The sequence below is a fragment of the Paenibacillus tepidiphilus genome (genome assembly GCF_008635795.1).
GTDB classification, from domain to species: domain Bacteria; phylum Bacillota; class Bacilli; order Paenibacillales; family Paenibacillaceae; genus Paenibacillus_AQ; species Paenibacillus_AQ tepidiphilus.
The window spans coordinates 83,184-104,561 of the sequence record NZ_VWRQ01000001.1 but is presented as its reverse complement, the minus strand read 5'-3'; the positions used below and the strand labels follow the sequence as shown (position 1 = coordinate 104,561).

Annotated in this window: 19 protein-coding genes and 1 other annotated feature; of the genes, 3 read left to right on the top strand and 16 right to left on the bottom strand. The window is 56.4% G+C overall.

The features are described 5' to 3' along the window. Positions 1-12: 12 nt before the first annotated feature. The 3 genes from F1379_RS00480 to F1379_RS00470 all read right to left on the bottom strand — a co-directional run bounded on the left by F1379_RS00480 (position 13) and on the right by F1379_RS00470 (position 4,450). Entirely contained in the window at positions 13-933 is a 921-nt protein-coding gene (locus tag F1379_RS00480; protein WP_150265183.1) for an ABC transporter permease, read from the bottom strand. A 191-nt stretch (positions 934-1,124) separates the two neighbouring features. Continuing rightward, complete coding sequence (locus tag F1379_RS00475) at positions 1,125-2,705, bottom strand: response regulator (protein ID WP_150265181.1); 1,581 nt, start codon at positions 2,703-2,705, stop codon at positions 1,125-1,127. Positions 2,706-2,707: 2 nt separating this feature from the next. Beyond that, positions 2,708-4,450 carry a sensor histidine kinase gene (locus F1379_RS00470; RefSeq protein WP_150265178.1) on the bottom strand — a complete coding sequence of 581 codons (1,743 nt, stop codon included), beginning with the start codon at positions 4,448-4,450 and terminating at the stop codon, positions 2,708-2,710. Positions 4,451-4,757: 307 nt separating this feature from the next. On the opposite strand from F1379_RS00470, the gene F1379_RS00465 reads away from it, so the two are divergent. Beyond that, on the top strand, positions 4,758-5,006 hold the full coding sequence (locus F1379_RS00465; protein ID WP_150265176.1) for a hypothetical protein: 249 nt from the start codon (positions 4,758-4,760) through the stop codon (positions 5,004-5,006). An 85-nt stretch (positions 5,007-5,091) separates the two neighbouring features. Here F1379_RS00465 and F1379_RS00460 read toward each other — a convergent pair whose 3' ends face one another. Continuing rightward, positions 5,092-5,916 (bottom strand): GNAT family N-acetyltransferase, encoded by an 825-nt coding sequence (locus tag F1379_RS00460; protein WP_150265173.1) that lies wholly within the window; start codon positions 5,914-5,916, stop codon positions 5,092-5,094. Between the two features lie 61 nt (positions 5,917-5,977). Next, positions 5,978-6,217, bottom strand: a binding site (T-box leader). Between the two features lie 171 nt (positions 6,218-6,388). Between F1379_RS00460 and F1379_RS00455 the strand changes: the two genes are divergently transcribed. Then, complete coding sequence (locus tag F1379_RS00455) at positions 6,389-7,276, top strand: GNAT family N-acetyltransferase (protein ID WP_150265171.1); 888 nt, start codon at positions 6,389-6,391, stop codon at positions 7,274-7,276. Here F1379_RS00455 and F1379_RS00450 read toward each other — a convergent pair. From F1379_RS00450 to mutT, 11 genes are all read right to left on the bottom strand, one after another. Continuing rightward, complete coding sequence (locus F1379_RS00450; protein WP_150265169.1) at positions 7,273-8,166, bottom strand: alpha/beta fold hydrolase; 894 nt, start codon at positions 8,164-8,166, stop codon at positions 7,273-7,275. The two genes, F1379_RS00455 and F1379_RS00450, sit on opposite strands and share 4 nt — an antisense overlap. Positions 8,167-8,225: 59 nt before the next feature. Further along, on the bottom strand, positions 8,226-8,648 hold the full coding sequence (locus tag F1379_RS00445; protein ID WP_150265166.1) for a MarR family winged helix-turn-helix transcriptional regulator: 423 nt from the start codon (positions 8,646-8,648) through the stop codon (positions 8,226-8,228). A 498-nt stretch (positions 8,649-9,146) separates the two neighbouring features. Beyond that, positions 9,147-12,074 (bottom strand): glycoside hydrolase family 3 protein, encoded by a 2,928-nt coding sequence (locus tag F1379_RS00440; RefSeq protein WP_150265164.1) that lies wholly within the window; start codon positions 12,072-12,074, stop codon positions 9,147-9,149. A gap of 111 nt (positions 12,075-12,185) precedes the next feature. Beyond that, positions 12,186-13,484 carry a putative bifunctional diguanylate cyclase/phosphodiesterase gene (locus F1379_RS00435; RefSeq protein ID WP_162551036.1) on the bottom strand — a complete coding sequence of 433 codons (1,299 nt, stop codon included), beginning with the start codon at positions 13,482-13,484 and terminating at the stop codon, positions 12,186-12,188. A 355-nt stretch (positions 13,485-13,839) separates the two neighbouring features. Next, on the bottom strand, positions 13,840-14,757 hold the full coding sequence (hprK, locus tag F1379_RS00430; protein WP_150265158.1) for an HPr(Ser) kinase/phosphatase: 918 nt from the start codon (positions 14,755-14,757) through the stop codon (positions 13,840-13,842). A 51-nt stretch (positions 14,758-14,808) separates the two neighbouring features. After that, the gene (locus tag F1379_RS30145; RefSeq protein ID WP_239004498.1) at positions 14,809-15,465 is read right to left on the bottom strand and encodes an ATP-binding cassette domain-containing protein; all 657 of its coding nucleotides are present in this window, start codon (positions 15,463-15,465) and stop codon (positions 14,809-14,811) included. Further along, complete coding sequence (locus F1379_RS00425) at positions 15,368-16,576, bottom strand: ABC transporter transmembrane domain-containing protein (protein ID WP_239004497.1); 1,209 nt, start codon at positions 16,574-16,576, stop codon at positions 15,368-15,370. Before F1379_RS00425 ends, F1379_RS30145 begins: the two co-directional genes overlap by 98 nt. 328 nt (positions 16,577-16,904) lie before the next feature. Further along, positions 16,905-17,831 (bottom strand): ADP-ribosylglycohydrolase family protein, encoded by a 927-nt coding sequence (locus F1379_RS00420; protein WP_150265156.1) that lies wholly within the window; start codon positions 17,829-17,831, stop codon positions 16,905-16,907. A 210-nt stretch (positions 17,832-18,041) separates the two neighbouring features. Next, entirely contained in the window at positions 18,042-19,043 is a 1,002-nt protein-coding gene (locus tag F1379_RS00415) for a Gfo/Idh/MocA family protein (RefSeq protein ID WP_150265154.1), read from the bottom strand. 79 nt (positions 19,044-19,122) lie between these two features. Beyond that, positions 19,123-19,446 (bottom strand): nucleoside triphosphate pyrophosphohydrolase, encoded by a 324-nt coding sequence (locus F1379_RS00410; RefSeq protein WP_150265844.1) that lies wholly within the window; start codon positions 19,444-19,446, stop codon positions 19,123-19,125. A 34-nt stretch (positions 19,447-19,480) separates the two neighbouring features. After that, positions 19,481-19,867, bottom strand: coding sequence for an 8-oxo-dGTP diphosphatase MutT (gene mutT / locus F1379_RS00405; RefSeq protein ID WP_150265152.1), 387 nt, complete (start codon positions 19,865-19,867; stop codon positions 19,481-19,483). A gap of 149 nt (positions 19,868-20,016) precedes the next feature. On the opposite strand from mutT, the gene fosX reads away from it, so the two are divergent. Next, on the top strand, positions 20,017-20,439 hold the full coding sequence (gene fosX / locus F1379_RS00400; RefSeq protein WP_150265149.1) for a FosX/FosE/FosI family fosfomycin resistance hydrolase: 423 nt from the start codon (positions 20,017-20,019) through the stop codon (positions 20,437-20,439). Between the two features lie 75 nt (positions 20,440-20,514). Here the strand turns inward: fosX and F1379_RS00395 are convergent, their stop codons facing one another. Further along, positions 20,515-21,243, bottom strand: coding sequence for a YceI family protein (locus F1379_RS00395; RefSeq protein WP_150265147.1), 729 nt, complete (start codon positions 21,241-21,243; stop codon positions 20,515-20,517). Between the last annotated feature and the right edge of the window lie 135 nt (positions 21,244-21,378).

Below are 21,378 nucleotides of genomic sequence, written 5' to 3'. Positions count from 1 at the left end.
CCCCTTCTGCCTTTAGAACAAGGCGCGGTCTTTGTCGTATTTGCGGACGGCATAATTGACGGTCATAATGGTGGCGAACCCGAGTACGGACTGGAAGACCCCCGCCGCCGCCGACATGCCGATATCGTTCGAAGTGATCAGTGACCGGAATACGAAGGTGTCGATGACATCCGTTGCCGAGAACAGCAGCCCGTTGTTGCCGATCATGTTGTAGAACATCCCGAAGTCCCCGCGGAAAATATTCCCCACCGCCAGCAGCACCAGAATGATGATCGTCGGATACAGATTCGGGATCGTCACCTTGCGGATCCGCTGGAATATATTCGCCCCGTCGATCTCCGCCGCCTCATACATTTCGGTATCGATGCTCGTAATCGCCGCCAGATACATCACCGTTCCGTAGCCAAGCCCCTTCCAGGCGGAGACAAGCACGAGGATGTACGGCCAGTAAGCAGGCGTGTTGTAAATATCTATCGCTTCAAGCCCGAGGCCTCTAAGCACCGCATTTACCGTACCGATATCATAGTTGAGCAGGTTATAGGCGATGGCGCCAACGACAACCCAGGAGATAAAATAAGGCAGGAACAGCGCCGACTGTGTGATTTTGCGGAACCATTTGCCTCCGACCTCGAACAGCATAATCGCCGCGAAGATCTGCAGCGCATTGTTCACCACGATAAAAGCAATGTTATACAGCGCCGTATTGCGCGTCACCCGCCAGGCATCGCCGGATTCGAAGAAGAAACGAAAGTTGTCCAGCCCGTTCCACGCACTGCCGAAGATACCGCCCGCGTAGTCGTAACGCTTGAAGGCAATGACGATGCCGGCCATGGGCACATAGGCGAACAGAATGTAGAACAATACCGCCGGCGCCAGCATCAGCAGGAGAACCCGGTAATTCCTCAAATCGTTCCAAAAGGTATGCCGCTTCATGTATACTCCCCTCTCTCTGCTCTATAGCCCTCATTATAGAAGGTTGTATGCGGTTACATAATTCAGCGGAACAACGAAACTTTATACTAATTCAACGATTTATGCCTGCTGCTGATTTAGCATTTTACGATGCCCTATAAAAAATAAAGCTCCCGTTCCATGTGGAACAGGAGCATTTTTCCAGCCGACGCTTAGATTCTATTGCGCTTCCGGTATTCGCCCGGCGACATCCCCATATGCTGCTTGAACTGCCGGTTGAAATAGATAATATTCTTGTAGCCGGCCTGCTCGGCGATTTCATAGATTTTGCGCGTCGGGTCTTCCAGCAGCTCACAGACCCGCTTCATCCGCTGCTCGCCCAGGAAATCGCTGAACAGCTGGTTCGTCTCCGATTTGAACAGATGCCCCAGATAGTTGGGGGTGAACTGGAAGTGGGCAGCCACCTCGTTCAGGGTAATTTTCTGGTCCAGCCGTTCCTGCACATACGCCGCAATATCGTCGATCAGCTTCCGCTTCTGCCGCTGCCGCTTCAGATAGAGCAGCTCCGACAGCTCGAAGAATCGCCGCCGCAGCCAGGACAGGATATCCTGTACCGTCTCGAACTGCAGCAGCACCATCGGATGATAGGAGTCCCAGTTCCAGATTTCGTGCAGAGGCTCGTTCATTTGCCGCAGGTCGGTATGCAGCTTGGAGGTGAGGCGGATAATCAGGCCGTATATATCATCCTTGCCGGTCAGCGGACCGTCTCCGGCAAAGAGCTTCCGCAGACTGTCGTCGATGGCCGTCAGATCATAATCGAGCATGGCCTTCAGCATCTCATCCACAACCTGCTCCAGATCGGGAGCGATGATCTCCTTCGGCTGCCACTGCGAGGCATCGTCGATCAGCCGATTCTTGCCGACAATCCATTTGATGCTGAGCGCCGCCTGGGCCTGCCGGTAGGAGTCATGCAGCCCGTTCAGTCCGGTCGTATACATCCCCCTGCCAATGGTAACGGTGCAGCCCAGGCTCTGATGGAATGAGCGGATCAGCTCCTCCAGCAAAGCAATGAAATAAGGCTCCGGCCGCGCCGCCAACAGGACATAATGATGATCGTAGGTGGGAATGACCAGGCCCAGATTATGCTCCTCGGCGAACTGTCGGATATACCGTCCGGCCTCGGCAGTCCACTCGCGCCGCCGGTCTTCGCTCCAGCCCTGGATGTTGCGGGCCATATCGTCGATTTCGAGAATCGCCGCCGCGGTCCCTTCCTGCAGATAAGGCGCAAGAAAGCTGCGGATATGGGCTTCGGCCTCACCCGGAGCCGCCTCACTGAACCAGCGCAGCAGCAGCTCCTGATGCACCAGCGACAGCGTCTCCGACAGCGAAATATTCCGCCGCCGGTCCTCTTCAATCCGGGCGCACAGCTCTTCCAGCGTAGTGTAAAGCTCCCCGTCATCCACGGGCTTCAGCAGGTAGCCGCAGGCATTCAATTGAATGGCTGCCTTGGCATACTGGAAATCCTGATGGCCGCTGATGAACACAATATGGACCTCCGGATTCAGCTCCTTCGCTTTGCGGGCAAATTCCACTCCGGACATAATCGGCATGCGGATATCGGACAGAATAATGTCGATCCGGTGCTGCTCCATCAGCTTCAGTGCCGCGAAGCCGCTTGCGGCCGTCAGGACGCTGTGCAGCGGCAGCTGTCCGCTGCCCGCCACGCGGCGTCTCAGCCATTCCAGCTCGACCGCTTCATCGTCCACCAGCAGGACGTTAATTTCTAGTGCCATGGTTACACCTGCTCTCCTAAGCTTTCGCGGATCTCTTCATTGTCCACCGGCAGAATAATCCGGACCGTCGTACCCGCCCCGTATATGCTGCCGATGTCGATGCCGAATTCATTGCCGTAACGCAGCTTGATGCGCTCCTCCACATTCTTCAGCCCGTAGCTGCCCGAGTGGGCGGGATTTGACCGCATCTGCTCCAGGTTCTCCGGCCGCATCCCGATCCCGTTGTCGATCACCTTCAGCTCGATCCTGTCCCCGGCACGCCTGCCGGTAATGCGGATGGCAATCGTCTCGCCGAACCAGGCATGCTTGAATATATTCTCGACAAACGGCTGCAGGATCAGCTTCAGCATGGGAACCTGCAGGATATCCGGATCGACATCCAGATAGACCTCAAAGGTGTCCGCATACTTGACCCGCTGGATTTCCAGATACATCCTGACCTGCTCCAGCTCCTGCTCCAGCGTGATATACACCCTTCCTTCATTCAGGGTAAGCCGGTAGAACTTCGACAAGCCCTGCACCATCCTCGTCACCTTCTCCACCTCGCCCAGATTGGCCAGGCTGACGATGGTCGATAATGTATTGTACAGAAAATGCGGGCTGATCTGGGCCTGCAGCACATCCAGCTCCGCCTGCTTCTTCTGGATGCCCTGCACATAGACGTTGCGGATCAGCTCCTGAATGCTTGTCGCCATCTGGTTGAACGCACCAGCAATATAACCAAACTCATCGTTGCCCCCGAACCCGATCCGCTTGTAGAAATTCCCTTCCTGAAACGAACGGACCAGGGTGACGATCCGCTTGATTTTTTTGCCGGAGAGCCGGGCCACCAGAAAGCCAATCAGCGCCATGATCAGGAAGCTGATGGAGCATACGGCAGTAATTGCCCGCTGCATCCGGCTCGCATCCTTGTACAGATAAGCGTGGGGCACCCGTGCTTCAATGGCGTAGCCCGGCAAGGACAGCTCTTCGCTGATGACCAGATAATCATTCTTCCCGGCGGCCGGATTGACCTGCCCTTTCCCATAGATACTCGTACCAGCTGCCGTATCAATCAGCCGCAGATTCATTCCCTGCCCGATGGGGAACGCATCGAAATTGCCGAACAACTCGTCAATCCGTGCGGTAACCCGGACATAGCCGATAATGGCCGGGGCTGCGTTCGAGGCGACCAGCTTGCGCACGTACGAGATATTGCCCAGACCGGCATCGGTGTCGGCCTGCAGCCAGAAGCTGTCTTGTCCTTCCGCGATCATTGCCTGGAACCAGTCCGCATGCTCAATATCCCGGTAAGACAGCACATAATAATCGCTCCGGCCGATAGGCGTCCACATTTCGTCGCCTGTAATGTCATACATGGAATCATTGACGGTATAGAGCGCCAGCCGCAGGCTGTTACCGTACAGCTGAAGCGGTGCCTTCATATAGGGAACGATGTCATCCCGCATCTTCAGCATGTTCTGCAGCGGTTCGCCCCGGAACTGCAGCGCACTCTGAAAGGTGAGGTTCAGAAACAGCGAATTGGCCATCCGTGTAATTTCATCCGTCTGATATTCGATATTGCTCCGGGTCTGCTTAAGTGCCGTACGGATATTCGTCTCCGCCATTTCCGTTCTCGACTGGATCAGCATCGTGTAGGCAATGTAGCCGATAATCATATCCGTCAGCAGCACCAGCACGAGATACGGGATCATGGTCTTGTAGGTGAACGGAATATATTTTTTGCCGAAAAAAGACCTCTTCATGGGCCTGCTCCCTTGCTAGGAAAGTCGCGGATAGGACCGCTGTGCATCTATTCTACAACGTAATGTAAGCGGTTACTATCATTAGTTGATGAAAATTTTAACCATTTACTTTACCGGAGTCTGCCATAAAGAAAGATTACATTCCAATTCAAAGAATCATTGTAAAATCAGTGGCGAGTCAAGCGCTTGGCCTACACATTCTCACAGACGAATACCAATATTCGCGCATTGTGCATCAGAAGCTGTCGCGGGCAATGGCAGAGCAGATATTCGGCATTTCAGAGGAGCTCATTCTGGACGCCATTGAATGCCACACCACTCTGAAGCCCAAGGCCTCGCTTACCGCCAAAATCCTCTTCATCGCGACAAGCTCTCCTTCGATCTTGCGTATAATCCCCGTTCGGCCGATATCAGGCGGCAGGTGAACGAGGGACAGCTGGACCAGGGCGTGCTGATTTATCTCGACACGATCCGGGAGCAGCGTACCTCCTTAAAGCTGCTTCATCCCTGGATGCTTGGCGCGCGGGAAGAGCTGCTTGCCGCAGCTCAAGGCTGATTCCGGGCATACAGCTGTGTCCATGCGGGCCAATAGCCCGCAGACACTGCCAGCTGCCGGGAGCGGAGGTTGCTTGTACTGACGCTTACCCGGGCAGTACCGTGCCAAAGTCAAACTCAATAACGGTTCCGCATTCCTTAAAGCCGAGGCTCCGGTATACCTTGTTGGAGTCCGGGTTCACGACATCGGCGTACAGAACCGGCACCCGCCCTTCGGCCAGCAGAAGTGAGCATACTCCCGCCACCAGCGCGCTGGCATATCCGTTCTTACGCAGCGGCTGCGGGGTATAGACCATGCCGATCCGGGCGTGGCGCGGGGTGCGGATGGAAACGCTGGCCATGCATACCGGCTGCCCCTCACTGATCCACAGATACAAGTCCCCTCTGCCTATGCGGGCTTCGGCCGATGCGAGCTGACTGGCCGGTTCGACTGGGCTGCCGAAGGCATCCGCCATAAACCCGGCGAGATATTCCGCCACTACAGCAGCGTCTTCCGGGACGGCTTGCCGCAGCATTCCTACGACCGCTCGCGGCTGCTCCAGCACCGGACAATGATAGGCGGTCATCGCCATCCCTTGGATAACCTGCACGTCTTGAGCCCTAACGTAGATTTCGGCGAATGCTGCCGTTACCTCCGGCTCCCCGACCACACCCGGCAGTGCGTTCCCGCTCAGTTCAAGCACGAGCTCCTTCAGCAGTTCCTCTCTGCGGGTTGCAGAAACTTCCCTCGAACACCATAACCATGCCCTGTGGCCCGGCGACTGGGCGTAAATCATGTCGTCGGCGGTGCTTTTCAGGCATACGGATTCCGCTCCCCGACTGATTTGATGGATCAGATTGTTCGCCACCTCGTCTTTCAGAAAGCTTTCTGCGCACAGGATCGGGTCTGATTCGTTAAACGGCTGAAACATGTCAATTCCTCCTCTAAAAGTGTTGTTATGTAGTTGGCAGCACGCAAAAAAGCCCCATCCCTAAAGGGACGGAGCTGCTCCGCGTTACCACCCTGATTGGCATGCTTGTTCGCATGCCCGCTCTGCCATCGTCCAGCAACGATGCTTCCTTGTAACGGCGGAATCCCGGACCTCCCTACTGCAATTTCGGCAGGTCTGCTCGGAGGCGACACTTCAATACGGATACCCGCTGCCTCGCACCGGCCGGCAGTTCTCTGATTGGTATAATCCCGTATCTACTGATCCTCTTCAGCGCATTTGACTGAAATAAATTAACAACACTATATGCCGTCTTGCATTTTTTGTCAATGATATCCGCATCACTCCCATGCCCCAATTTCGTTAACCCGTTCTCTGCCTATCCTGCGGGCAAAATTGCTGGTAGCATGTTCTGCAGGATCGATTCGTTCCATAATGACTGGAGGAATGAACAATGACCATCACTTGCCGGCGGTACCGGCTGCTGGCCGATTTTGAACCCGTCAACCAGCTGCTCCGCCATAATTTCACTAAATATCAGCTCAGCGGCAATATCCCGCAGCCCTTCTGGGAGTACGCGCATACCCATCCCTGGTTCAGTTACCCGCTTGCGCACAGGAACGGAATCTGGGAAGAGGACGGTGAGATCGTCGGCGTTGCCTGCTTTGAAATGAATGTGGGCGAATGCTACTTTATCACCAAAATGGGCTATGGTTTTCTGAAGCCGGAAATGCTGGACTACGCCGAGCAGGAACTCTGCAAGCAGGATGCCAGTCAGCGCAGCCTTGAAGTCCGGGTCCATGACTATGAAGACGGGCTCAGAGAACAACTGCTCCAAAGGGGATATCAACAAGTCTACAGCGAGCCGATCCGTGCATATGACTACGACGCCGGGTTCCCGGACCGCACTCTGCCTGAAGGTTACAGCCTGCATACGCTGGAAGAGGAGAACGATATCCACAAAATCAACACTGTCCTCTGGCGGGGCTTCAATCACGGCGACGAGCCGGACGATGATCTGGACTCCAGACGGCTGATGCAGAGCGGACCGCATTTCCGCAAAGATCTTACGGTTGTGATTAAAGCCCCGGATGGAGAGTATGCCTGTTACGCCGGAATGTGGATGGACGGCGTCAACGATTATGCCTACCTGGAGCCTTTGTGCACAGATCCGCAGCACCGCGGTCTGGGTCTGGCAACCATCGCCATCGCCGAGCTGATGAAGCGGACTGCCCGTGAAGGGGCGACCTACTGCACCGGCGGCGTAGTGGACTTCTATCCCAAGCTCGGCTTTAAGACCGTCTGCCAGCGGGAGCTGTGGTCGAAGACATGGACGGCTTAGCCGGCATGGAAGCGGCCTAACCATTCCAAGACGGTATCCACGGTCTCCTTATAGCGCTGACCCACCAGCACTCCGGTATGTGTAGTATTCCATAATGCTGTGTAATCGGCATGGAGCTGCTGCGCCATCACCCGCCCACGCCGGTCGTCCTCATCGGACTGGACCGCCTGAATCACCAGGCCCGGACAGGTGATGGCTGCACTGTCGATCGATACCCCCTCCGAATACGCCGCGAATGAAAAAGCGCTATAGGTCAATGCCGACTCCATGCCCAGATATTTGCGCTGAAAGGCAATATCATCAGGAGATTCGTCGATGCTGGAAAGCTCCGCACGGGCCGGAGCAGGCATAATGATGCCGGGTACGAACCGCTCCAGTTGCCGGTAGGGTACCGCTTCATGCACTTCCCTGCTGATGCTGGAATCGATCAGGACCATGCCGGCAAGCTCCTCGGTCTCGGCCAGCTTCTGGCTGAGGATTCCGCCCATGCTGAACCCGATCAGCACCGGCGGAGTACCGCATTCCGCCAATACCTCGCGGATATCCTCCAGGTAATCCCCGAAGGTAACCCGGGTCAGGTCCAGCTGTCTGCTCTTGTAATGGCTGCGCAGGTTCATCACATAACAGGTCCAGCCGGCTTGGCAGAAATGCGGAATGAACTTGCTCCACATCCAGCTTCCCGTATAGGCACCGTGGATGAATAACAGCGGGGGTCTGCCCGGCGGGCTTGCTGTAACCGGATAGGTCTGACTCTGACTCTGGCCCTGGCTCTGAGTCCGGCCCTGGCTCTGGTCCCCCTCCCGCTTCCCCTCATAAACTTCCAGAAACAAATCATAGTCACCCAGATACTTCTCTTTATGTGCCGGCAATGCTTTCGTATAATCAATCATCTTTGTATCCTCCTGTTTGCCGTGTATTTAGTTTGATATCAAACTAATAGGCAAAAAAATTAGAAATTCCTGTGAATCTTTTCTAAAATACGCAGCAACTCCTGCTGCTCCTGCTCCGAAACATTGCGGTAGAACACATTCAGCATGTCCTGCGAGACAGCTTCAAATAAGGACTCCAATTCGCGCCCTTTGCCGGTCAACGCTACATAAACCACCCGGGCATCCACCTGATCCCTCTCCTTGACCACATAGCCCAGCCGGACCAATTTGTCGACAAGCGCGGTGACGGTAGACTTATCCTTGTGGATACGCTGGGAAATTTCAGCCATGGTCAGACGCGGCGTCCGCAGCAGCGCATAGATAATGTCCCCGTGCGAGGTGCCGATCCCCTCCAGCCCATTCTCCGCCAGCTCGGCGACGATGAACCGGTTGACCTTTTCTCTTATTTTTGAAATTAGTGATATAACATCTCTCGTCTCCATACGGCCATTATAGTTTGATATCAAATTAAAGTCAAAGGGGCAGGCAGAGACAAATGGCACCCACTAAAAAGCAATGATCAGGTGTTCGCAGCTCCTGGCTGTTGATTCGTGGCCCAGATTATTGAATGGATCATTGAATGGATCAAAGCTAGAATAATTGTATTTCGTACACTTATTCCGTCCTAGTAGACCAATATAACCAATATAACTGCACTTCGTACAACTAAAACCAGAGGTTACCTCAATTTCGGCGGTTATCGGGAATTATAAGTGTACAAAGTGCAACTATCCCGTTCAGACGGCTGTTTTCCACAAATCTAGATGTACAAAATGCAATTATCTCTGAATAATGGCTGCTCTAGTGCCGTCCATTACCTCTCGCTCCTAGATGCGGATTAACCATCGCTCATCCGTAAAAAGAAGCCGACCCGGAGTCTCGATGACTCCGGGTCGGCCCCATGATCCGCCAGCCCATAGAACGGGCTGCACCTCTTCCACTTACATAAACTGAACCGTGCTCAGCGCGGCCTTGCCGTTCAGCACAATGTACACGTCCTGGCGGCCGCTTACGCCGCTCAGACCGGCGGTATAGTCGCGCCATTCCTGCGCGCCTTCGCCCGCCAGCGACACCGTGCCGGCCAGCGGTCCTTCCGGACTCTGCAGCCGGATCTCAGCGACAGCCGCCTCCGGAGCCGCTGCGCGCAGCTTGACGCTGCTCACGCCTTCGCCGAACTCGGCGTCTGCAAACGCGATCCAGCCGGAAGCCCCGGCACCGGCACCGGCCACTTCCGCCGCACTGCCGCCTTCCCGGCATTCGCCGATCAGGATGCCCTCGTAATCGTCGTAGTTGACCGCCTTCACCGGCTGCCGCAGATCGCGCGGCGGGATGACCTCACCCTGAACCGCAAGCGTTGCGCTCACCGGCAGACTTGCGGAGGAAGCACCGGCCAGGAAGCTGTAGCTGCCCGTCTCGATGCAGAAGCGCTCGCGGGTCACATCCCAGATCGCCAGCTCGGACAACGGCAGCGTGAAGCTGACCTCCGCCGTTTCCCCCGGCTGGAGCAGTATCCGCCGGAAAGCGAGCAATTGCTTCAGCGGACGCTTCACACGTGAGTGCTCCGCATGGCCGTACAGCTGCACGACTTCTTCGCCCGCGCGGTCACCGGTATTCGTAACGGTGGCTGTAATGCTGACTTCTCCGTCATGTCCCGCAACCGCCTGCTCCCGGTCAAGCACCAGTCCGTCATAGCGGAACGTGCTGTAGGACAGGCCGTGTCCGAACGGATACAGCGGCTCTCCGGTGAAATACTGATAGGTTCTGCCGCGCTTGATTACATCGTAATCCATAAATTCCGGCAGCTGATCGACCGAGGAATACCAGGTCATGTTCAGGCGTCCGGCCGGATTAACGTCGCCGAACAGCACGTCGGCTACGGCGTTGCCGATCTCCTGTCCGGCATGCGTGGTATAAAGAACTGCCGGCACATGCTCGTTCACCCAGTTCAGCGCATAAGGGTAGCTGCCCACTACGACAACCACGGTGTTCGGATTGACGGACATCACTTCCTTGATAAGCTGCTCCTGCGACGCCGGCAATGTAATGTCCGGACGGTCGATGGTCTCCTTGCCGTTGATCAGCGGATGGTTGCCGACGAAGACAACCGCCAGGTCGGCATCGCCTGCAATCTCTTTGGCGGCCTGGAATTTGTCCGTTACGGTCTCCACTTCGAACACGTCGGCGCTGACACGCTCGTCTTCGCCGCCAGCCACCGAAGCCGCACCCGCCACATTGATCTCATTGGCGGTTTCTTCTGCGCTGCCGGTGCCGACCAGCAGCTCACCGGTCTCACGCTTCACCGTTACCGGCGTATCGTTCCACGTAGAGAAGGTTACGCCTTGTCCTACGCCATCCTGACCTTCGGACGAAGGACGGACCAGGAACACCTCCTTCGTGAACCATTCCCAGATCTGGTCGGCCGAAGCCTTCACAATCCGGTCATCCGTCGTCAGATAACGGCCGTTGTCTTCGGCAATGACGGTGTGGCTGTCCCAGCCCCAGTCGGTCAGCTCGAATACGGCCGCCTGCCCGGCATTCTCGCCGCTTGCAGCCAGAGCCGCCTGCTCGCCTTCCTGCACCTGTACGTAGCGGCCGCTGTGCTTGGCCTTCAGCTTGACCCGGTCCGTGCCGCCGGCGAATGCCGTCTTACCGCCATAAGCCTCCAGCTTCTCCTGAATGCCCCGCAGCGGCGTTACGGCATAAGGCAGCGAACCGCTGTACCAGTCGCGGTACACCGTTCCGCCGAGCGGTCCGATGACGGCCACCTTCTTCAGCTTGTCGGCCGCAAGCGGCAGAATGCCGCCTTCGTTCTTCAACAGCACGACCGCCTTGCCGGCCGCTTCGCGCGACAGCTTGGCATGCTCCGGATGCAGAATGGCCGATTCGTCGATGGCTGCGTACGGATTCTCCTCTTCCGGATCGAACTCGCCGAGCCGGAAGCGGACACGGAAGGTATTGCGCAGCGCGGCGTCCAGGTCGCTCTCTGCAAGCAGGCCTTCCTCCAGCGCTTCGCGCAGCGACTGCTTCATGAGTGCATCGTCATCCGTAAGGCTGTCAATACCGCCTTCGCGGATCGAACGGGCTACGGCTTCCTTATGCGTCTCCAGATAGCCGTGGTCGCGCACCGTGCCGGAGACGTCGAACGCATCGCTGACCACGAAGCCGTCCATGCCCCACTCTTCCTTGACGATGCCGTTCACATCCGGGTTCAGGTTAGCAGGTACGCCATTGATGGCGTTGTACGCCGTCATCATCGACTGGGCGCCGCCTTCCTTGAACGGAATTTCAAACGCTTTCAAATAATATTCGCGCATATTGCGCGGATCAATGCTGACCGAGGTGTCGCCGCGGCCGACTTCATTATTATTGGCAATAAAATGCTTCAGCGTGGCAACCGCTTTCAAATACTTGGGATGATCGCCCTGAATCCCCTGTACCAGTGCGGAGGCCAGCTTGCCGGTCAGCACAGGATCTTCACCGTAGGCCTCTTCCGTCCGGCCCCAGCGCGGATCGCGCTCCATATCGACGGTCGGCGCCCAGAGCGTCAGCCCGTTAATCTCCGGATTGCGCTTGAAGAAACCCCTCGCTTCATCGCCAATCGCGCTGCCGATCCGCTGCATCAGCTCCGTATCCCAGGTGCATCCGAGACCGATCGGCTGCGGATAACCGGTGGCTTCGCCCAGCCAGGCCATGCCATGCGCCGCTTCTGTACCATGTTTATATGCCTTAACGCCAAGCCGTTCTACGGCGGCTTGATATTGCACCATGAGCTGAACCTTCTCTTCCAGGGTGAACCGGGATACCAGGTCGCTTACTCTTTCCTCAAGCGGAAGCTGCGTATTCTGGAACGGATAATTAATAGTAGACATGTAGAACCTCCTTCGTCATTTCCCTCAGGCGTATTTTATGACAGATTGTCCGCGCCGGATACCCGTAAAATTAGATGCGTTTTCATAGACAATTCGCGGATCGCCTTAAGCCTAAGTGAAAGACAAATATTCCAGCTCAAAGGCCTCACTGTCTATCGGCTTGGAGAACAGGAATCCCTGGCCCGTATCACAGTTCAGCTCCCGCAGCACCTTCAGCTGTTCCGGCGTCTCAACGCCCTCTCCCACAATCTCCAGGCCGAACCTTCTGCCCAGAGCAATGATCGCCGAGATAATCTTCTTCTGCTGCTTCAGGCTGCGGTTCAGAAAGCTGCGGTCGATCTTCAGGCAATCTGCCGGAAGGGACTCTAAATAGTGAACCGAAGTATAACCTCTGCCGAAATCGTCGATGGAGATGCTTACTCCGTAGTCTTTGACGGCATTCAGCAGCGGCACCGCTTCCTTCATATTGCGCACCATGGCGCTCTCTGTAATCTCCAGCTCCAGGAAGCTCCCGTCCAGCTTATGCTGCCGCAGCGCCGCTGACACCTCCTCCACCAGTTCCGGCTGCAGCTGGTGGGCAGATACATTGACGGACATCCGGAATGGCTTCAGCAATTTGCAGCTCCAGACCCGGGCCTGGCGGCAGGCTTCTCCGAGCACCCACCGGCCCAGATGGCCGATCATCCCGCTGTCTTCGGCAAGGGGAATGAACCGGCCGGGCATAATCCGGCCTAAACGGGGATGGTCCCAGCGCAGCAAAGCTTCCATTCCCTTCAGCTCACCGCTTCCCAGGTCGATGCGCGGCTGATAATAGAGCACGAATTCATTATGATCAAGCGCCCGCTGTAAATCCGCCTTGCGCAAAGGCTGCTCCTCCTCCAGGCCGCCGCTGTCCCCGCGATAAAGACGAATACACTCTTTGCTCCCGTGGGGAATCTCGTTCATTGCCTGCTCCGCCTGGACCAGAACCGTTCTCCACGGGGTTCCCGGCGCTGCGGCAACGGCCGCTCCCGCGCGGACCTTCAGGTTATATATCGCACTCGCGTAAACATATTCCCGGGCAAGCGCAGCGCATATCACACTCGCGATGCTGTGAATTACCCGGGGAGCCGTCTCCCGGCTCAAGACAATAATCCGTCCGCCTTCGGCTTTATAGAAACACCCCGTGTTGTTCAGCATTGCATCGACCCGGCCGGCCGCCATATGCATTAACACATCCTTTGTTTGTTCCCCTCCGGCGCGAGAATTCTCCGGGAACGCATCCAAGGTAAAGCACAAGACAGAGAATAGGGTTTGACCTTCATTAATTTCCGGCAGATCCGTCCAGCTCACCGGACAGGAAGATGCCTCTTCAGAAGCTTCAGGAGCAGCGGAACGTTCCTGAAGGGCATGCTCTTCGGGTTCAATCACGGTAACACCTCCATAGCGTTTGCGGCACTGCTGAAACCGGCGAACGGGCTTCGAGGCAGGATAGTAGCAAGGCTTGTTTACAGACATGCAAGCAGACGCCGATGCGGGCTGCAAAGCGTCATACAGAGTATCGTTCAGGTTAGGGTCTCTTATTTAGAATGAAATCGGGAAGAGTGCCGTCCGGCATATTACCGAAATGGATATCCGTGGGGGAAGTATAGTTACTTGTAATAAGTATATAACCGCGATTTAAGCGATCTATTCCTTAAGCTGCTAAATATCTGCCCTCTCATTCTCTTAAAAAGAACAAAGAAGCGGCCAGCGCCGCTTCTTTCGTCATATGAGGACCGCGCCTTTAGCTCTGCATCCCGTTCTCGATCCGCTGCATGAACTCTTCCACGGCACTGTAGCCAAGCTGCTTCAGATACCAGTTGTTGGCCGCTGCTTCAATCAGTCCGGCGACATCGCGTCCCGGCTGCAGCTGGATCTCCAGATGCGGAATCTGCACGCCGAGATATTCCGTGAACTGCGGCACGACCTCCAGCTCATTGTTCAGCGCGTTCTCCCGCCATGGTGCGAGCTCAATGTCGAGCACAATCCGCGTCTCATCCTGAAAAGCCCGGCGCCCGTACTGGCGCACCACATTAATCAGCCCGACACTGCGCAGCGCCAGGAATTCACGGGTTGTTTCATTGTGCGATCCGAGCAGCGTCGCCGGCCCCAGCTTCTTCAGCACCACAATATCGTCCGCCACGAAGCGGTGGCCCCTGCGGATGAGGGTGTGGGCGGTTTCGCTTTTGCCGATGCCGGATTTGCCTCTGAGCAGGATGCCGATGCCCGAGACATTGACGCACACCCCATGGATCGACAGCTCGGGGGCCAGCGCCTTCACCAGATAGCTGTCGAGCTTCGCGATGAACTCGGTGGTCGTGTCCGTCGTACGCAGCAGCGGAATGCCCTCCTGATCGCAAAACAGCTTCAGATAAGGAATCTCCTGCTGCCCCGAGGTCACAATGAAGCAAGGCGGATGGTATTTCACGATATTTCCGATATGCAGCCTGCGTTCTTCTACGCTGAGCGTCAATAAGTAAGTAATTTCCTTGCGGCCGAGCACCTGAACCCTTTCCATCGGAAAAAAGTCAAAGTACCCGACAAATTCCAGTCCCGGCCGGTGTGTCCGTGGGCGGGTAATTTCGCGGTCCATGCGGGCGGCTCCCGCAAGCACCTCCAGATGAAACGTATCCGTTAGCTTTTGCACGGTGATCGATTTCATGTCATTCTCCTCCTGCGGCTTGGCGCCGGGCTGCATTCATTGCATGAGTGATTAGCTGGAGATCATTGTATCATTTTCCGGCGTCCGGTTGTATCCTTCGGATTCGGCTGGAGCAGCCGCCGCAGTCCTGCCGTCATTCCATAGCTTTCGGAAGGGCGCGGACCCCCGCAGCAGGGAAGCGAAGTCCCCCTGTCCCGCAAGAGCGCCGTGCTCCAGCATCAGGATCTGATCGGCCTCCTGAATGAAATTCAGCCGGTGCGCGACAATGAGCACGGTCTTCTCCCTGAATTCATGCAGAACGGTCTCCATGATCCGCTTCTCCGTAATGTTGTCGAGCGCCGAGACCGGCTCATCCAGAATGATCAGGCTGCGCTGCTGCACGATGGCGCGGGCAATGGCCAGCCGCTGCCGCTCACCGCCGGACAATTTCAGTCCACGCTCTCCGACCTCAGTATCTAGCCGATCCGGCAGCTCCAGAACTTTGCTCATGAGGGATACCTTGTCCAGGACGTTATACAGCTCCTCATCCGTAAGCCGCTGATCAAAATCGATGTTTCCCCGGATCGTCGTATCGAAGACCGGACTGTCCTGGGACAGATAAGAGAGATGGTCATAGTAGCTGTCCAGGCTCAGTTCGTCCAGCTCGCGGCCGTCCAGCAGGATGGAGCCGCCGCTTTTTTTGAGCAGACCCGCCAGCAGCTTCGCCACCGTCGACTTCCCGCTCCCGCTGGGGCCTACCAGCGCAAACCGTCGTCCCACCCGCAATGGAGACTGTCAGCTCCCGCAGAATGCTGTTATTGCCATAAGCGAAGGATACATCCTTCAGCTCGATATCGCCCCGCAGCTCCTGTACCGCCAATCCGGTATGCAGATTCCGGTCCTCCGGCGCATGGATGAATTCCGCAAAGCGCTCATACGCCACCCGGTTCAGCTTATAGTTCACGAAGAGCACATTGAAGATGGCGATCGGGGTATAGACTTTATCAATGAACATGATCAGGGCGACCAGTACCCCGGGAGATGTGCCGCCGGCCACAACACTCCGCACGCCATAGAGGAGAACGCCCACCTTGATCACTGTTATAAACACCTCGAATATGGCAAAAAAAGACTCATGAATCATCTGCAGCCGGGCGCTTTGCCGGACAAGATGCTGCGCCGAAGCGCCAATTGCAGCGATCTCCCGGTTATACCGCTTGTTCAGCCGGAACACCACCAGCTCCATAAACCCGCGCACCGAATACCGGGACACCGCCTCCTGCTCTGCCAGAATGGACGACTTCATCCGGTAGAGCACCTTCAGCAGCCTGCCCGCGATCACGAAGACCACGGCGTAACCGGCGGCAATCACCAGCATAATCCGCATGTCGTAGAAACCGAGGAAGATAAGGCTGAACAGAATGGTCGGCAGCAGCTCATGCAGCGTCTGCAGCACAAAAGAATTCAGCATCCCTCCGCCCGCCGCCGCCCCGTTCTCGATGACCTTGATCATCTGGCCCGTGCCAATATTCTGATAGGCCTGATAGTCCATACGCGAAATCTTCGCCAGCGCCAGCACCTTCAGCCGCTCCGGAATCCCGTTCGCCAGCAGGGCGCTCGGATACTCATCCACATAATTCAGCAGCGCCGCAGCGCCGCGCAGTAAACCGTACACTACAATCAGGGCCGTCAATGTCTTCAGCGGGCTTCCGGCCACGGCCGTATCCAGTATTTCCTGTAGCTTTACAATCTCCAGGGCGCCCAAAGCCTGGATGATAAATCCCAGCGCAATATGCAGCAAGATCCAGCCTCTGAACTGAACCATACATTGTTTGATCATACACTTCTGCTCCAATCTCCAAATGGGTATAGAAAAGCCGGGCACTATCCGCCTGCGCAAGCCTTAGGGCTTGAACAGACCGGTGTCCCGGCTTCGTCAGGATGACAATCCGGCACCGTTCCGAGTGTCTTAAGGATCTGGTCCAAAGGGCAGACTGCCCCCTTGGCGGCTGGTACGCGTCTTCCCCAGCCCGATCCCTAATTCCTCGGAACCATGCGGTATCTCATCCGTTCACCTCATTTGCAAGATTTAACAAAATTGTAGCATAGGCAGGCTGATGGTGGCAATTGCTTGCCCATCCGCCGATTCATTCCTGGCCGGTCGCCGCTTACCGCTGCGCCCGTTCAGTGAACAGCCTGCCGGCGTATTCCTCAATCAGTCCGCCCAAGGCAAGCTTCTCCCGCCACGGCGCGGGAATGGCGGAGCGGCCGTAGTAGGCGCCGGCGATCTGGCCGTACACGGCGCCGGTGGTATCGGCGTCGTTGCCGAGATTGACGGCCAGCAGCGCACCTTCGGCGAAGCTTGCCGAGCGATGAAATGCCCACAGCGCCGCTTCCAGCGATTCCACCACATATCCGGTGCCCTGAATCTCAGGCGGCTCCTTAACCTTGTAAGAACCATCGCGAATGTTGAGGATATGCGGCGTCAGCTTATCCTCCGGAAGCCATTCGCGGAAAGCGTCCGGGGCAAGCAGCTCTTCCTTGCCCCACCCGTGCAGCCCGGCGAGAATGTACGCCGCCAGCAGCCGGCAGGCGGCCAGGCATTCGCCGGCCGCATGGGTCGTCCTGGAGCTGCGGGCGGCGTATTCCACGGCAGCCGGCGGATCGGCCGCGTAATACATGACGACCGGTGCCAGCCGCATGATCGAGCCGTTTCCGGCTGCCAGCGGATCGGCTGAGCCGCTGTAGGGCTCGCCGTCCGCCGCAAAGCGCAGCAGCGCCGCGCGGGTGGCATTGCCGATATCGAAGCATTCACCGGTGCTGCTTAAGTGACCATGGCGGAACCATCTGAGATAACGTGCCATTTGGTCGGCCGGGTCAAAGCCCTGCCGCTCCAGCAGGCTCTCCGCCAGACACAGTGCCATCGAGGTGTCATCCGTCCACTGCCCGGCCTGCAGGCCGAAGACGCCGCCGCCGGTCATATCCTCAAGCGGCGCAAACGTGCCGGGCGCCTTGAATTCAGCCGTAGTTCCCAGCGCATCGCCCGCCGCCAGGCCCAGCAAACACCCTGCGTACCGTTCCTTGTCCAGTCCCATCTCCACTCCTCCTCCTGTAAATCAACTGCCGCGTTCCCTATGCAGAATATACTTTTTTCGACAAAAAGCCCGGTTTGGCCGGGTTAACGGACACAGACGCACCTATTTCCGCTGGTTAGCCGAGTTTATGAGCGTGTACACTCAAATAGGCGCGCTGGTGTCCGTTACGCAGGACAAACCGGGCTATAAATGAAAATAAGGGCAGCTGACTTATTCTTCTCCCGGATACTTCAGTCCCCATTGTCCGCGGATCTGGTCCAGCAGCCGCATAATCGCCAGCGATTCATCGAGCGGCATGACCGGGCTTTCCGTCAGCCCGGCCTCCAGGCAGCGGCCCACTTCCTCGGCTTCGAAGGAATACCCGACGGATTCCCGGCTGTCCTCGAACACTTCAGCAAGCTCGCCATTGACATACAGCTCGGCCGACTTCGGATTGACGAGCGTGCCTTTGACAATGATATGGCCCTCGGTGCCGAACACATGCGCTTCCTCCAGCAGGTTCAGCCGCACACCGCCGCTGAGGGATGCCGCTTTGCCGCCGCCGTAAGAGAGCAGCAGCGAGAAATGCTCGTCCACCCCGGTCTCTCCGATATGGACAGTGCTGGCTACACCTTCGGGATTCGGCCCAAGCACCATGGATGCAAAGGATATCGGATAAATGCCGACATCGAGCAGGCTACCTCCGCCCAGTGCCGGATTAAGCAGACGGCCTTGCGGGTTCCAGTCCGCCTTGAAGCCGAGATCGGCCTGCACCAGCCGCACCTCGCCGATTCGTCCGGAGGCAAGCCACTCCCGCACCTTCACGATGGCCGGAATGTAACGGCTCCACATGGCTTCCATCAGGAACAGCTTGTGCTCGCGGGCGTAAGAGACCACTTCTTCCAGTTCACCGCTGTTGACGGTGAACGGCTTTTCACACAGTACGGCCTTTCCGGCACGCAGTGCCAGCAGCGCATTCTCCTTGTGGAACGGATGCGGTGTTCCGATATAAATGGCATCTACCTCCGGGTCATTCACCAGTTCCTCGTAAGTGGCATAAGCGACCGGAATGCCGTGATTTTTGGCAAATTCATCAGCACTTTCCTGACTGCGCGAGCCTACTGCGTAAGCAATTCCATTGCTCGCATGGGCCAGATCCGTTGCGAACATGTGGGCGATCCATCCTGTGCTGAGTATTCCCCATTTTACCTTGTAAGCGTTATCCTGAGTCATTTGCAAACATCCTTTCCCGCATTGCTGTATTCGTGCTTTTGATTCTATCAAACTGCGCTTGAAGTGTCCAAGCCTTAGCCTACTCTTCTACCCCCAGCAGCATAATCCGCTTCATGAATCCGCCGCGCTCCTCGGCCTTATGGGCACGGATCAACTCCAGCTTGTCCGGGTCACCGCCGTGAAGTGCCGCAAGTGCATGGATGACCTCCAGCAGATCGGCCAATTCCTCCAGTGCCTCCGCAGAGGTATCCGCTGCCAGATACTCTTCCGCTTCCTCGCATAATTTGGTGCGCAGCGCCGTTATGTACTCTTCCGTCTCCAGAATGCTTGTAGTGCAGGTGCGGCCTTGCGCGGCAATCAGCGCCGGAATTTCATCGCGCACCAGCTTCGGGTATGTTGGCAATTCTCTCAATCCCTTCATTAGTATAATCGCGCCCTTAAGCGCCGTTCCTGATTCGTTCCACAAAAGGTACATCCGCCGGCGTGAACCCATACTCCCCCAGCTCTGCCGGGAGTGTCCAGCGGTACTCATCGTGATCAGTCAGCACGATCTCTCCTCCGGTATATGCCGCCTCCCAAGCGATCAGCCGGATCTGCACATTCCCGTAATCATGTTCGTTTACTCCGAAATAACGCACAGGCGTAATGGCAATATTCATCTCTTCCCGGAGCTCCCGGCGCAGACACTGCGCAGCATCCTCCCCGGGTTCCAGCTTGCCGCCCGGAAACTCCCACGCTCCGGCATGGGCCTTGCCCTGCCGCCGGCGGGCGATCAGAATCCGCCCCTCCTCATTATGGATAATTGCCGCCGCCACTTCAATCATGCCTGTGCCCCCCTGAATTCCAGCATTCACTATTCTTTGCTATTATAATGCACGATGATCGCTGGATACATAAGCAAGGAAGCGCTAAGCTATATAAGTTGAACTTTTGATAATCACATGAACAAGACAATCAAAGGGGGGACGAGCAGATGATCGAGAGCGTGAGCCATCTGACCTTTGTCGTGCGGGATTTGGAGCGTACATCGCAGCTCTATAAGGAGCTGTTCGGTGCGGAGGAAGTCTACCACAGCGGGGATCAGCTTCATTCCTTGTCCAAAGAATCATTCTTTATCATCGGCGGGCAATGGATTGCGGTCATGGAGAGCCCGGAAATTCTTAACCGTTCTTACCATCATGTCGCCTTCAAAATCCAAGAGGAGGACGTACCGTCTTACCTGGAACGCATCAATGCGCTGGGACTGGAGCTGAAGCCGCCGCGGCCGCGGATCGGCGGTGAGGGGTTATCGCTGTATTTTTATGACTATGACAACAATCTCTTCGAGCTGCACACCGGAACGCTAGAGGAGCGGCTGGCTTCCTACAAGGCAGCGGACGGAGGAACTGCCGGCTAATCCGCAAGAAACCTCCATCCAAAAAGGGACCTCCATCATGGAGGTCCCTTCTCTATCGTTCATAACCTGGCCCGCTTATTTATCCAGCGCGAGCTCCAGGCGTACTTCAAATTCATTCTCCGTGTCCATCACCACGTTATGCGGATTCGTCAAGCCGAAATCGTCAAACGTAACGGTCGTTGTGCCCGACAGCAGCAGCTGTCCCCCGCTGTAGACCACCTGGGAATCAAAGGTCACTTCCTTCTCGACTCCTCTTACAGTAAGGATTCCCTGAAGCTGCACCGGTACCACTGTACCCTCTGTCCACTCCGCCGGCAGTTCGGAGAACGAGGTTGCCGTAAAGGTGGATTGCGGGAATTCGGCCACCGACAGGTAATCCGCATCCTTGACATGCTCATCCCGCTGCGCATTGCCGGAGTCCAGTGCGCTCATTTCAACGACGCCTTCGCCTGTCATCGCTGCAGGATCATCCAGGTTCACGTTCCAGCTTCCCGACACTTCTTCATTGACGAAGTTGACGGTTTCCTGCGAGGTCGTTACCGACCAGTATACTTTCGATGCTTCCGCAATATTCCAGGCTCCGTTCAGCTGCTCGGCGGTAACGGCCGCTCCTGCAGCTTCGGCACCATTTGCTGCCGCTGCTTCTGTGTTGCCTGCGTTGTTGCCTGCGTTTTGGCTCTGGGCCGGAATCACGGACTCGATCTCGACGTTGTTCCCCAAGCTGTTGTTAAGCAGCAGAAAGGCTGCAACGGCGCCTACGACCACCACTCCCGCGCCCGCTAAGGCCCATGTTTTCTTCTTCATCCTTAATCCCTCCATAGCTTATTGGTTTTGTGCCGTATCTGGCTTGCTTCCCATTGTAGCAGCGTAATATGTCGGGAATAAGTCAAAGCAACGCCCAACGCAATGTGGTAAAATTGTCATAATTTTAATTAATTG

Excerpts from the sequence above, each read along its gene's own strand:
- F1379_RS00480 (WP_150265183.1), bottom strand. The coding sequence starts at position 933 with ATGAAGCGGCATACCTTTTGGAACGATTTGAGGAATTACCGGGTTCTC.
- F1379_RS00475 (WP_150265181.1), bottom strand. The coding sequence starts at position 2,705 with ATGGCACTAGAAATTAACGTCCTGCTGGTGGACGATGAAGCGGTCGAG.
- F1379_RS00470 (WP_150265178.1), bottom strand. The coding sequence starts at position 4,450 with ATGAAGAGGTCTTTTTTCGGCAAAAAATATATTCCGTTCACCTACAAG.
- F1379_RS00465 (WP_150265176.1), top strand. The coding sequence starts at position 4,758 with ATGCCACACCACTCTGAAGCCCAAGGCCTCGCTTACCGCCAAAATCCT.
- F1379_RS00460 (WP_150265173.1), bottom strand. The coding sequence starts at position 5,916 with ATGTTTCAGCCGTTTAACGAATCAGACCCGATCCTGTGCGCAGAAAGC.
- F1379_RS00455 (WP_150265171.1), top strand. The coding sequence starts at position 6,389 with ATGACCATCACTTGCCGGCGGTACCGGCTGCTGGCCGATTTTGAACCC.
- F1379_RS00450 (WP_150265169.1), bottom strand. The coding sequence starts at position 8,166 with ATGATTGATTATACGAAAGCATTGCCGGCACATAAAGAGAAGTATCTG.
- F1379_RS00445 (WP_150265166.1), bottom strand. The coding sequence starts at position 8,648 with ATGGAGACGAGAGATGTTATATCACTAATTTCAAAAATAAGAGAAAAG.
- F1379_RS00440 (WP_150265164.1), bottom strand. The coding sequence starts at position 12,074 with ATGTCTACTATTAATTATCCGTTCCAGAATACGCAGCTTCCGCTTGAG.
- hprK (WP_150265158.1), bottom strand. The coding sequence starts at position 14,757 with ATGAAATCGATCACCGTGCAAAAGCTAACGGATACGTTTCATCTGGAG.
- F1379_RS00425 (WP_239004497.1), bottom strand. The coding sequence starts at position 16,576 with ATGATCAAACAATGTATGGTTCAGTTCAGAGGCTGGATCTTGCTGCAT.
- F1379_RS00420 (WP_150265156.1), bottom strand. The coding sequence starts at position 17,831 with ATGGGACTGGACAAGGAACGGTACGCAGGGTGTTTGCTGGGCCTGGCG.
- F1379_RS00415 (WP_150265154.1), bottom strand. The coding sequence starts at position 19,043 with ATGACTCAGGATAACGCTTACAAGGTAAAATGGGGAATACTCAGCACA.
- mutT (WP_150265152.1), bottom strand. The coding sequence starts at position 19,867 with ATGATTGAAGTGGCGGCGGCAATTATCCATAATGAGGAGGGGCGGATT.
- fosX (WP_150265149.1), top strand. The coding sequence starts at position 20,017 with ATGATCGAGAGCGTGAGCCATCTGACCTTTGTCGTGCGGGATTTGGAG.
- F1379_RS00395 (WP_150265147.1), bottom strand. The coding sequence starts at position 21,243 with ATGAAGAAGAAAACATGGGCCTTAGCGGGCGCGGGAGTGGTGGTCGTA.